Annotated in this window: 9 protein-coding genes; 8 read left to right on the top strand and 1 reads right to left on the bottom strand. The window is 42.1% G+C overall.

The genetic code is table 11. The features are described from left to right. The first annotated feature begins 29 nt into the window (after window positions 1-29). From BLV55_RS11025 to BLV55_RS11005, 5 genes are all read left to right on the top strand, one after another. A complete protein-coding gene (locus tag BLV55_RS11025) occupies window positions 30-1229 on the top strand; it encodes a substrate-binding domain-containing protein (protein WP_093314384.1) in 1200 nt (399 codons plus the stop codon). Between the two features lie 77 nt (window positions 1230-1306). After that, window positions 1307-3721, top strand: a complete 2415-nt coding sequence (locus tag BLV55_RS11020; protein WP_093314382.1) for an HD domain-containing phosphohydrolase — start codon at window positions 1307-1309, stop codon at window positions 3719-3721. Between the two features lie 65 nt (window positions 3722-3786). Next, window positions 3787-5391: a Na/Pi cotransporter family protein gene (locus BLV55_RS11015; RefSeq protein ID WP_093314380.1), complete on the top strand. Its 1605-nt coding sequence runs from the start codon at window positions 3787-3789 to the stop codon at window positions 5389-5391. 100 nt (window positions 5392-5491) lie between these two features. Further along, window positions 5492-6364, top strand: a complete 873-nt coding sequence (locus BLV55_RS11010) for a response regulator (RefSeq protein WP_093314378.1) — start codon at window positions 5492-5494, stop codon at window positions 6362-6364. Beyond that, window positions 6355-6825 carry a chemotaxis protein CheX gene (locus BLV55_RS11005; RefSeq protein WP_093314376.1) on the top strand — a complete coding sequence of 157 codons (471 nt, stop codon included), beginning with the start codon at window positions 6355-6357 and terminating at the stop codon, window positions 6823-6825. Before BLV55_RS11010 ends, BLV55_RS11005 begins: the two co-directional genes overlap by 10 nt. Before the next feature lie 63 nt (window positions 6826-6888). Here BLV55_RS11005 and BLV55_RS11000 read toward each other — a convergent pair whose 3' ends face one another. Continuing rightward, window positions 6889-7797, bottom strand: coding sequence for a chemotaxis protein (locus tag BLV55_RS11000; protein WP_093314374.1), 909 nt, complete (start codon window positions 7795-7797; stop codon window positions 6889-6891). Window positions 7798-8067: 270 nt separating this feature from the next. On the opposite strand from BLV55_RS11000, the gene BLV55_RS10995 reads away from it, so the two are divergent. From BLV55_RS10995 to BLV55_RS10985, 3 genes are read left to right on the top strand one after another with little or no spacing between them, the layout of a single operon-like run. After that, window positions 8068-10194 carry a sensor histidine kinase gene (locus BLV55_RS10995; protein WP_176968383.1) on the top strand — a complete coding sequence of 709 codons (2127 nt, stop codon included), beginning with the start codon at window positions 8068-8070 and terminating at the stop codon, window positions 10192-10194. Window positions 10195-10220: 26 nt separating this feature from the next. Then, window positions 10221-11732 (top strand): HD domain-containing phosphohydrolase, encoded by a 1512-nt coding sequence (locus BLV55_RS10990; protein WP_093314370.1) that lies wholly within the window; start codon window positions 10221-10223, stop codon window positions 11730-11732. Window positions 11733-11788: 56 nt separating this feature from the next. Next, window positions 11789-13306 carry a methyl-accepting chemotaxis protein gene (locus tag BLV55_RS10985; RefSeq protein ID WP_093314368.1) on the top strand — a complete coding sequence of 506 codons (1518 nt, stop codon included), beginning with the start codon at window positions 11789-11791 and terminating at the stop codon, window positions 13304-13306. Window position 13307: the final 1 nt, after the last annotated feature.

The following is a 13307-nucleotide window of genomic DNA, read 5'->3' as shown; positions in this document are numbered from 1 at the left end:
TACTATAAGGGAGACAAGGAGGGCAAAACATGTCAACCAATCCAAAAGATCCTTTCACGAAAAATTCCATAGAGTCTTTCAATCAGTTTCATCTGTATCTGCAGGGTAAAAATAAAAAACAGCTTTCAACGGATAAACTATTTCTTTTGCTGGAAAAAATCGAAAAAGAAGGCTCTATTTCCAAAGCCGCTGCCGATCTGAAGCTTTCTTATCGTTATGCCTGGGGCTTGATTCAGGATGCCGAAAAAGCCTTTTCTATGACGTTGTTACATAAAAAAGTAGGTGGGTCATTAGGTGGTGGGGCTTCCTTAACAAAACATGCCTCTGAAATGCTTCGCTATTATCACATATTTCGGGATACGGTACAGGATCAACTCCATCTTTTGCTGGACATTCCCGCAAAAGCTTTAAAAAATGAACCGGTTTCCCCTTCTCCCTCTCATCCTTTCCAGTTTCTGTTGTTAGCTAGCACCATGGAACCTATTGCTACCGGCCTTCTGGATCGCTTAGAGAAACAATATTACCAGCAAACCGGCGTACTGGTACGCCACGTAGGGGTGGGAAGTGGTAAAGCCATGGAAATTGGCAAAAAAGGTGGAGCTGACCTGTTATTGGTCCATTCACCTTCTTTGGAAAAAAGGTTTATGCAGGAAGGATGGGGGGCTTATCGAAAAACAATCATGACGAATCAGTACCTTCTGGTTGGACCTACTTCTGATCCGGCAGGACTGGGAAACTTAAAGGAAACGGCGGGCATTCATGTTTTTTTTCGCCAGTTAGCCTTGACGCAGGCACCTTTTTTAAGTCGTAATGATGGCTCCGGAACCCATGCGAAAGAAAAAGAAATCTGGGAAAGCCGTGGTTCCTTTCCAAAAGAACCAGTGATTATTCCACTCACAGGTGTTTCTGATAATATAGAAGTATTGTCTCTGGCCATCAAAAAATCAGCTTATGCCTTAACGGATTCTACCAGTTACCGATTGTGGAAGCATGGTAACCAGTCACTTACCGTCTTTTTCGGCGCCAATTCGCCTGATGACACCACCTTAGCTAATCCCTTTTCCATCATTGTACCCCGACGAAAAGAAATCAGCACAGATCCTTATGATTCCTATAAAGCAGCAATGGATTTTGTCCGTTGGCTTGCCGACGCTGAAGGAAAAAAAATCATTGAAAATTTTCCTGAAGAAAATGGTGAAGCCCCTTATTTTGATGTATACTGTACTTAAAGAATCCTTAACCACTAATATGAACTAACAAGTGCTATTTTGTATAGGCTGACGCCTATGCATCTACAGGAGGTTCTATGAACACTTTTACTTGTATTCCTACTCGAAAGAAACAACCCTCTTTCTTCTTTCTAAGATGGCTATTTTTCATAGTTCTGTTTTTTTTCCTGCTATCTTTCAGGGTTTTTGCTGCTCCTTCGGAGACGGATCTTACCACCATTATGATTGGTGATGATCTTCATTATCCACCTTACAGCTATCTGGATGAAAATGGAGAAGCTACTGGTTTTAACGTTGAACTTGCCCGCGCCATCGGCAACGCCATGAACCTGGAGGTGGAAATCCGTCTTGATGAATGGACGACAATCCGTCAAGCCTTAGAGGACGGAGAAATCCATGCTATTTCCGGTATGTTCCGATCTCCGGAGCGGGAAGCCCTATACCTTTTTTCTTCTCCCCATAGCGTTACTGCTGGCGATCTTTTCGGGCCTTCCGGCACCCGGCTCAACCATCTTCAGGAGATAGAAGGTGCTACGGTGGCTGTCCAGGAGGCGGATATTGTTGCTGAATATCTGGAAGCTCAGGACTTAGAGATCACCTTTATGGAAGTCTATAATGTGAAGGATGCACTCCAGCTAGTGGAAGAAGGCCATGCAGACTATGCTGGTGTGTTAAAAATGCCGGGTATGTATATCATTGATGCTTATGAGATGGACTTGATTCCACAAAACCTTTCTCTGAACACCAATCAATATGCCATGGCCGTAATGCCGGACAATAGGGATGTTTTATTGATGCTAAACGGGGGCATGGAAATCCTAAAGGCTACCGGTGAATATCAAGAACTCTATGACCAGTGGCTGGGTATTTATGAAGACCCAGATCCTCGGGAACTGTTCTACCAGTACCGATGGATTCTCATAGCTGTTCTGACACTGATTGCCGGTCTTGCTATCCTTGTCATCCTTATGCGCTATCTGATCCGGCGAAAAACGGAAGAACTGCTCTCTGTTAACACCGAAATGGAAGCCGCCATGGAAGAACTGATTGCCATGGAGCAGGAGCTTCGTGATCAGCTAGATCAATTGCGCAAAAGTCAAGAAGAACTTCATGCCAGCGAAGAAAAAAACAGAGCTATCCTAGCCGCCTTACCGGATATTATGTTTCTTTTTGATGATGCCGGTTATTTCTTAGACTGTCATGCCAGTAATGAAGACAACCTGCTGCATTCCCCTGAGATGTTTCTTGGTAAACATATAAAAGACTTTTTTCCCGGTACTTTATCAGAAAAAACCTTACGCTCGATTCGTCTGGCTATCCAAAAGAAACAATTGCAACAATTTGACTATGAATTAATAATTGACGACGAAACCTTTATTTATGAAATGCGTTTAACCCCTCTAAATAAAAAAGAAGTGGTCGGTCTTGCCCGAGATATCACCTCCGGCCGCCGTCATCAGGCACAGGTAGAATACCTGAGTTATCACGACCAGCTCACCGGTCTTTATAATCGTCGCTTTATTGAAGAAGCCCTTCACCGGTTGGATTCGCCTCAAAATCTGCCCCTCTGTATTATTATGGCCGATGTGAATGGGCTAAAGCTAATCAACGATTCTTTCGGTCATTCGGTAGGAGATGATATGCTGAAAACAGCGGCGGATATTCTTAAAGATTCCTGCCAGGAAAACGAAATTGTTGCACGAGTCGGTGGGGATGAATTTGTCATACTAGCGCCAGGCTTAACGAATGCGACCGCAGAAAAGCTGGTGAAAACCATGCAAAACCGTTGCCTGAATACTGAAATCGAAACCATTCAACTCTCTATTTCCTTTGGATGGGATGCAAAAGTAACCGAAGAAGCGGATATCCATGAAATATTTAAGAATGCGGAAAACTACATGCATAAAAAGAAGCTCTTTGAACGCCCCAGCCTACGCAGTAAAACCATTCATGCCATTATGAAAACATTGCATGAAAAAAATCCACGAGAAGAAAAACATTCTCAGCGAGTTTCTGATTTATGCGTCCGAACAGCTACTATCATGAATTTTAGCGATCATCGACTTAATGAAATCCGAACCGTTGGATTGCTTCATGATATTGGTAAAATATCTATTGATGAAGCCATTCTTAATAAACCAGGCAAATTGACGGATGAAGAATACCTGGAGATCAAACGACATCCGGAGATCGGGTTTAATATTCTTAGCACCGTCAGTGATATGAAAGAAATGGCTGACTATGTCTTATCGCATCATGAACGGTGGGATGGCACTGGTTATCCCCGTGGTCTTAAAGGGGAGGACATTCCTTTACAGGCACGAATTATTGCCATTGCCGATGCCTATGATGCCATGATTGGTGAAAGAAGTTACCGGCAGTCCCTATCCCCGGACGAAGCCGCCATGGAGCTGCTAGCTCATGCTGGTACTCAGTTTGATCCTGAGTTGACTGAACTTTTTATCCAGAAAGTATTAAAGATTGAGTTGTAATCCATTTTTTCTGATATAATGGTGGGGGTTTTTAATAAAAGTTCTATTCAAGGAGGCTTCATCCTATGGTTTTATCACTTGCCCTTGGTCTGTTGGGAGGTCTTGGGCTATTTTTGTATGGAATGAAACAAATGTCTACGGGTATGCAAAAAGCAGCGGGAGAAAAATTGCACCGCATTTTAGAAATTCTCACCGCTAATCCCTATATGGCTACGCTGACCGGTATCATTGTCACCGTACTGGTACAAAGCAGCAGTACCACCAACGTCATGGCTATCGGCTTTGCCAGTGCCGGATTAATGAATCTGTCACAAACTGTAGGCACCATGCTGGGAGCCAATATTGGCACTACCGTAACGGCTCAGTTGATTTCTTTCGATATTTCCGTGATTATCTATCCTGCCATTGCATTGGGCGCTTATCTCAATCTTTTTACCTCCAGAGGCCTTCACAAAGCCATTGGTCAGGCTATTCTGGGAATCGGCCTTCTTTTTCTTGGCCTGAACGCCATGTCTGAGGCAATGATTCCTCTACGGGATTATGATCCCTTTGTCCGTATGCTGGCCCGATGTGGTCAGACACCGGTTTTAGGAATGTTGGCCGGTGCTCTTTTTACAGCGGTTATTCAAAGCAGTAGTGCCACCGCCGGTGTAGTGATTGCCCTGACATTACAGGGAATGATTGACACGCCTTCTTCCATCGCCATTGTATTAGGCGCTAATATTGGCACCAGTATTACAGCCGCTCTTGCCAGCATCGGCACTAACCTAACAGCACGTCGGTCTGTTCTGGCTATTGTAACCGTAAAAGTTACCGGTGTCCTCCTGGCACTCCTCTTTTTTCAGCCTTTTCTGGCCCTGGTATCCCTTACAGGAAGTAGCGTGACCCGGCAAGTAGCTAATGCCCACACTATTTTTAATGTACTGAATGTGCTGCTTTTCTTTCCTTTTTTAACGCCTTTCCTGCGGCAGGTACAAAAGCTGATGCCGGGAGAGGAAATGGTGGTGGAAACCGGCTCCAAATATCTTAATCCGAAAGCTCAGAAAACAACCTCACTGGCTATCAGTGCCGCCCGTCAGGAGCTACTCCGGATGGCCGCCATTGCCCGGGGAATGTTACAGGATTCGGTACGCATTTTTGTCCAGGAAGAAAGAGGCATTATTGGTGCTACCCGTCAAAAGGAAGAACTTATTGACAGCTTAGAAAAAGATATTACGATTTTTCTTACGGGAATCTCTCAAAAATCCCTGAGTTCACATCAATCACAAACCATTACTGCCTTGATGCATTGCAGCAGTGATCTGGAAAGAATTGGAGACCATGCGCATAATATTATTCATTTGGCAGAACTTAAAATGGATGAACGACTTCCTTTTTCTAAGGAAGCCTGTCATGAGTTGGAGCAGATGCATCAGTTAGTAGACGAAATGATTGAAGGGGCTATGGAAGCCTTTGAAAAAGAAGATACTACCCTTGCCCGAAAAATCATCGCAAAAGATCATGATGTGGACAGCATGGAAAGAAATCTTCGAAAAGGACATATTGAACGTTTAAATCAAAAGGTCTGTCGACCTCAGTCCGGTGTGGTGTTCCTGGATATTATCAGCAATCTGGAAAGAGTGGCGGATCATGCCACCAATATGGCCGAAGTGGTAACAGGAGATTTTTAGTGCATTGGCACTATGTTTTTGATATAATAAAATATAATTATTTCCCGTTTCATTATTTCCCGTTATTGTATTTTATTGAAGAAAGAGAGTTGGTGAAGGAATGAGTGAAGAAAAAAAGGCCGTCAAACGTGTTGTCGTTGTGGATGATTCACCTTTTTCGATTCGAATATTAAGCGATATGCTGACAGAATTGGAGCTGGAAGTCGTAGGAAAAGCCAGTTCCCTGGAAGAAGTGCAAACCGTCATTGCCCAGGAAAAACCGGATATAGTCACCATGGATATGACCATCCCCGGAACAGATGGTATTGAATGTACGGAAACTGTAAAAAAAATCCATCCGGATGCCAGGGTTATTATGATTAGCTCCATGAAGGATGATGCTATTGTTAAACGGTCAAAAAAAGCTGGTGCTTCCGGTTATGTGCAAAAACCTGTTGATCCGGAAGAATTAAAAAATGTTGTCCATCGCATTACCAGTGAGGAAGAAATGCTTCAGGAACTGTTGGAATTAAGTAATTCTGCTTTTCAAGAAGCACTCATGGATAATATTAACCGATTCTTTGGTGAAAAAGCAGAAGGCGTTGTGATGGAAGGTTCTTTCAAGGAGTCCCAGGGCGTTTCGGTAGTCATTGGCGTCATCGGTGCCTTTAACGGCCGTTTTGTTATGGACTTTTCTTATGAAACTGGCGTGAAAATTGTTGAGAAAACCCTCCAACAAGATACCGCTGAATTAGATGATGTCTTAAATATGGCGGCGGAAGTTACTAATATGATTGCTGGAAATGCTTGCTCCACCATTAACCGGATGAAACCGTTTTATGATTTAAGGTTGGCTCCACCTACCGTCTATCATGGTGATTCCCTGGTGCTTTCCAGTGCCAATGTCACCGGAAACAGTTTTATGGCGAAAACATCCTTTGGCGATATCGCCATGACGGTAGGCTTCGCAAAGGGGGAGATCTCATGGACGTAAAATGGATTAACCCGTTTATTGATGCCTTTAAGCATGTGATGCCACAGTTAGGCTTTGAAAGCATTGAGCGAAAAAACCTTCGCTTAGGAGAAGGAAAGCTTAAAAGCAGTGGGGTGATTATGAATCTGGGGATTGTTGGCGAGTTGCAGGGCAATGTAGTCTACCACTTGGAAATGGAAACGGCTAAGGCCATTGCTTCGAAAATGATGATGGGAATGCCGGTGGAAACCTTGGATTCCATGGCTGAAAGTGCGCTTTCAGAACTGTCCAATATGTTAACGGCCAATGCCAGCATTAATTTTTCTCAGATGGATATTGAAACCAATATCTCTACTCCAACATTGATGTATGGGGACAATTTTGAAGTGGTGATGAACATGCCCCAGTATATTTGTATCGAAATGCTGGCGGATGGGCTTTCCCTACAAATCAATGTTGCCGTTGATTCCAAAGAAAAATAAAAATGAATACCATAAAAAAAAAGCTTTTCCCTTCTTTCTCGGAAAAGCTTTTTTTTATGTTTTTTATAAAATCAAATGATCAATGGTTTCCACCAGTCGATTAATCTCCGGCTTACTAATTTGGTCATTCGCTCCCAAAGCTTCTCCTTTTCGCCGCATCTGATCATCAATCAGCGAGGAGAAAATAATGACTGGTAATTCTTGAAGGTCTTCATCATCCTTCACTTTTTTGGTCAGAGAATGGCCATCCATTCTTGGCATTTCAATGTCCGTTATCAACAAGGATACCCGTTCTTTCCAAGATCTGCTCTTATCTTTTTTAATGGCTTCCAGCATATCCCAGGCTTCTTTTCCATTGGGCATCACCGTTACAAAGGTATATCCGGCGGCATGCAAGGAATCCAGGAGCATATTCGCCAGCATTTTCGAGTCTTCTGCAATTAAAATTGGTTTTTCACTTCGGTTTCTGGGACCCAGCTTTGAAACATCGGCCACTTGAATCCCTGTATTTGGGCTGATATCCGCCAGGATTTTTTCAAAGTCCAGGACAACAATCAGTTTTTCTTCCAGTTTTACAATGCCGGTGGCAATTCCTTCATGACCGGAAAAAATGGTTTCATCCGGCTTTTCAACTTTTTCCCAGGAAATTCGATGGATTCCCACCACCGCATCCACCAAAAAGCCAACGGTGATCTGATTAAAATGAGAGATAATATAGCGAGCCTGATCACTTTTTTCTTCCGGGAAATTAAGGTATCGGGGAAGGTCTACGGCTGTAATCACTTCATCTCTTGGTTTGAAAATTCCTTTTATACACGGATGCGAATTAGGAATACTGGTAGGTTTTGTGAAAGGAATAATTTCTTTTACTTTCGCTACATTAATACCAAAAAAATTTTCGCCTATTCGAAACTCAACAATTTCTAATTCATTGGTGCCACTTTCCAATAAAATTCCCTTTTGTTTGTCCAATATAATTCCCCCTTTTGATTACCACTTTCCCCGTAATATTGCACTTCCAAGGATCTGACACATCGTCAGTTTCGTGGTGTTTCCATTTTTCACCCTGATTCTTTTCTTATTGTTACTTTTATATACCCAACTCTTCATTCCCATAACCGAAAAGTATCGCTTATCTTTCCTTCTTACACCTTTATTCTGCCTATGAATGCCCTTATTTTATCACAGCCTTTTTTTTCTGACAATAAAAGGCTTTATTCTCCTTCCAAAATGGGTATGACTATGACAATTACTTTTGGATCGGCGTTGATACCAATGACAATAAAAATAAAAAGGAAACAATGGCCTTTACATATGATTCTAATAGGTTCTTTTCTATTGGTGATGATCTCGATTGTTTCTGCTTTTATCCTTCTTATAAACCATCATTATCAATTTTTATACGAAGAAAAAGGCAGGCAGTTAACTCATGCCTTTAACCGGCATGTCCACGCCGAAATCGAAAATCTGTTAACAGAACCCATGCTTTTCAACCAGTTTTTCCGTTCTCATCTTCAAGAAGAATTTCTTTTCCAGCATGCCGACTTATCCAGTATTGAAACATTGCAACAATCCCTCTTCCAAGAATATGTTCCTTATATTCCTCAGGTAAGTGTTCTTTCCTATGGAGATGAACAGGGTCGTTATGCCGGTATTCGTCGCAATCAGGACGGTACTACCAATATCATGATCAAAGATCAGCGAACGAAGGATGCCCTGGTTATCTTTGAAGGCAACCAGATTACTTCCCGCCAGCGGTTAGTAATGGAAGACTATGATTTGCATTTGCGTCCTTTTTATCAGCCACTGCAGGATCATCCAGTCCCCAGCTGGTCTTCTTTGTATGTCAATCAGGATGAACGAATGGAAGTCACCGTGACCCATATGCTTCCTTTTTTTGATACAGAAGCTCAATTTGCCGGCGTCAGCGCTGTTGATGTATCTCTCTATGGATTGCAGGAACATTTGAGAAAAGACGAAATCCTTCGTTCTGGTGGCGGGGTTATTTATGTTGTGGATCACCAGTGGAATCTGGTAGCTCATTCCGGACAAGAACCCTGGATTCATGTGAAAGATGAAACCGGAGAACTTATTTTTGAAAAAGCAACTACCATTAACCATCCTCTTATCAATCATTCAGCAAAACATATGATCCATCAAGAGGTAAGGGCTGGCGAAGCTTTCTCAGTAGCTCATCCCACCACTCCCTATTATGCTATCTACGCACCCCTTACGGATAAACACCTTCCCCCTTGGCAAGTCATCGTGGCCTTGCCGGAAGAAAGTTTGATGGGGGCTGTAAAGGAGCAGCAGCACCATACCCTTTACCTTGTACTGGGACTGATTTTACTGGTTACCGGTTTGAGCCTCTGGTTCCTTAAGAGGATCGTCACTCCCATCCAACAGACCTCCAAAGCCGCAAAAAAAATAGCCGCCGGCCATTGGAATGTGGATTTGCCAGCCACCCGTTCTATCGTAACCGAAACCCACCAGTTACTGACTTCCTTCCAGCAAATGATGGTTTCCTTACAGCAAAGTTTTGAAAAACTGGAAAATAGCAAGCAACAATACCAGGATCTATTTAACGATAAATCCGAAGAATTAAAACGGGCTATGAGCGAACTGATCGATCGGGAGAAACTGGCTTCTTTAGGTGGTTTGGTAGCCGGCGTCTCCCATGAAATTAACACCCCTTTAGGCACTTCGATTTCTTCTGTTTCGTATATCAGTCACCAGACAGAAAAAGTTTTACGACAGCTGGAAGACAGCCGCTTGACAGAAGAAGGGCTTTATGGTTATTTCCATGATCTTCAGGAGAGTCTGAAGCTATTGGAAAACAATTTGGAACGGTCTGCCCATTTAGTAAACAGTTTCAAAGAAATTGCGGTTAATCAAAACATTGAATCGCCACAAAGCTTTCAGCTAAAAACCCTTATCAATAATGTGATTCTCAGTTTAAGGCATGAATATAAGCATCAGCAACACCAATTTCAAGTTGATTGTCCGGAGGATTTATGGATTCATAGCTATCCCGGTGTTTATTCTCAAATCCTGACTAACTTGGTGATGAACTCGATCATCCATGGACTGTCCGATCATTCCTCTGGGCTGATTACTATCAAAGCCGCTATAAAACATGGTACCCTACAAATTGTTTACGGAGACAATGGCTCCGGATTAACAGAAGAAGTGAAAAAAAATATTTTTGAGCCTTTCTTTACCACTAAACGTGGAAAAGGTAGCAGCGGTCTGGGAATGAGTATTGTTCACAATCTGGTAACCCAAAAGTTAAAAGGCTCTATCCGTTGTAACGGGCAGGTCAGTCAAGGTGTTTTGTTTCATATCGAAGCACCGGTTCAACACACATAAATCTTAGTCATGAAAGGAGTTTTTGAATGTCTCTATCTTTTTTATCCAAAGAACCTAAAGAAACCCGTATTGCCAGTGCTTCCTATAAAATCATGGTGGCGGATGATGATCCGGAGGTTCATCAGATCACCCGTATGATGTTAGCCGATTTTACTTTTGAAGGTAAAGGCTTGGAGTTTATCAACACCTACTCCGGACAGGAGACCAAAGAAGCCCTGCGACAAAACCCAGATACAGCCATTCTTTTTTTAGATGTGGTAATGGAGAGCAATGCTTCCGGGTTGGAAGTAGTCGATTATTTGCGCAAAGAACTGAGCAATCCAATGACCCGTATTATTCTTCGCACGGGACAGCCCGGTGAAGCTCCGGAAGAAGAGGTGATCCGACAGTATGACATTAATGACTACCGGTTAAAAACAGAAATGACCATGAAGCGATTATATACCTCTACCTATGCCGCGCTCCGAAGCTACAGAGACTTATCCCAGATTGACCGGCATCGAAAAGGGCTGGAAAAAATTATCAAAGCCAGTTCTCAGCTCTTTGAACATCAGTCCTTAAATGAGTTTTTAACCAGTATTCTGGATAATCTGGCTTCATTTAACCAAGATGAAAGCAATATGCTTTTTCTTTCTCAAACCGACGGTTTCTTAACCTTAAAAGAACATGATGCTTCCCATATCATGGCAGCTACCGGCAAATACAAAGCCTATCTGGGAAAAAAAATCAGTGAAGTTGAGGAGCTAACCCATGTTCTGAAGCTAATAGACCGTTCTTCTGATACTAATGATAAAATTATCCATACTGAAAAAGGCTTTCTAGTAAAAAACGATCAAAAATCCTTGCATGACAGTTACATTTTTATAGAAGGTGCCAAAGAAATTTATAATTTTGACCTGATTAATCTGTTCTTATCCAACTATGATGTAGCTCTCGATCGCTTTATTATGGAGAAAATGGTTTCAAAAACCCAAAAGGAGCTAATTATTACCTTAGGAGAAATTGTGGAAAGTCATTTTGATGAAACCGCCGGTCATGTGCGACGCATCTCTGAGATGATGTATCAATTTGCCACCCTGCTGGAATTTCCCACTTCCGAATGTGAAATGATCAAAATTGCCAGCACCATGCATGATATTGGAAAAATTGCCATTCCAGATCATATCATTAAAAAGAAAGGAAAACTGACGCCGGAAGAATTTGATGTGATTAAGCACCATCCAGTGATCGGCCATAAAATCCTGTCCAAATCGGAACTATCCTTATTAAAGGCCTCCGCCGAAATTGCCCTTTACCATCATGAGCGGTTTGATGGCTCCGGATATCCGGAAGGCCTATCCGGTGAAGCAATTCCTTTAAGAGCCAGAATGTTGGCCATTGTGGATGTGTTTGATGCCATGTCCCATAAGCGGGTATATAAAGAAGCCGCACCTTTGGAAGAAGTGTTAGAATACTTAGAAGGTCAGGCCGGGAAACATTTCGATCCTAAACTGCTGACTTTCTTTATTAAACATCTGGACAGGATTACGAATGTATAAGTTGTTGAGGCTTAGGAGCTAGTAAGAAAAAAATAATACTAAGGGGATGATCTTTCATGTTTTTTCGCAAAGCCAATCAGCAAAATGAAACCACCTTATCCAAAGCCATTAAGGATTCCATCCTAATTGACTACCAGGTGATTCATCAAGCTTATCAGACGATTGAAGGCCTTGAATTTTCTCAAAAGGACCGGCAACAGATCGAAGCTCATTTGGAAAAATTATTAACCGGCAATGCTTCCTACTACGGCATTTGGGTCGTTGGCATCAAAAATGAGTTTAATGACCAGCAATATCAGCATAAAGATCATTATGAAGCCAACGGACGACTCAATACCTATTTATACCGTACCACCTCCGGTGTCAAAAAAATGTTTCTTGAAGGCATTGATCAGGAAGAATTCTATACCAAACCTTTAGAAACAGAAAAACTTCAGATTCTGCAACCCTTTTTCTATGATTTGGAAGGAATTCCAGTTTTTATGACCGCCGTTGCCAAGCCTTTGTTTATTGGCGGCAAAAAAGTGGGCGTAGTGGGCATCGATATTGTATTGCTGGGTATTAATGAGCTGGATGATGATTTTGTGCATCAAAGGGTTTCTTCCATGGAAGCAATGATCCCCAAAGCCATCGATGTTTATCAAAAAAACATCACAGCGGTTATCGAAAAATTTGCATTGATTGATGAAAAAATCCAATTTATTAAAAATCATTCGGAACAAATTGACGCCAGTGTTCTGGAAGTTTCTAAAGCCATTGAAGAAGTGGCCGTCGGGGCAATGGATCAGGCAAAAGAAATTGAACAGGGAGTTGAATTAACCGCTGCCTTAGGTCAAATGATTGACCAGAGTATTTCGGAATCTAATCATATTAATCATATCAGTCAACAACTTTCTAAAGAAAAAGATCAAGGTATGAAGTCCTTAACCGATGTCATTGAAATGGTACAAAGCGTGGATGGAGAAATGGTGCTGGTAAAGGATACCATTGAAAGCACCGTGAATAGTAGTAACGAAGTGTTGCAGGCCAATGAAATGATTAAAGCCATTGCGGAGCAGACGAATCTGTTAGCCCTTAACGCTTCTATCGAAGCCGCCAGAGCTGGCGAAGCCGGTCGGGGTTTTGGGGTGGTGGCCGAAGAAATTAAAAAACTGGCCGAAGAAACCAACCGCTTTAACGGAGAAATTGATCATGTTATCAACAAAATGAATGACAATGTGTTGAATTCACAAAACACCATCACTAATATGCTCCAGTCTACCAAGCAACAATTAGATAATGTAACCAAAAATCAAGAAAGCTTTCATCAGATGAGTCAGTTAATTGAAGAAATCGGAAGCAGCAACCAGGCTTTCTTCCATCTGATGGGTCAAATTGAAGAACAAAAAAATAAAACCGTTGCCATTTTAGAAAATCTATCTTCTATTGCGGAAGAAAATGCGGCGGGGACAGAAGAAGTCACCGCTTCTACAGAAGAGCAGGCTGGAAATTTATCGGAAGTGGTGCAGGAAATTCTAAAGCTTCTTGAAGAAACCCATATTATTAATCAAATCCTGAAACGATATACCAAATGAT

Origin of the sequence: Tindallia californiensis (genome assembly GCF_900107405.1) — a bacterium.
GTDB classification, from domain to species: Bacteria; Bacillota; Clostridia; order Peptostreptococcales; family Tindalliaceae; genus Tindallia; species Tindallia californiensis.
This window is presented reverse-complemented; position numbering and strand designations above follow the sequence as displayed.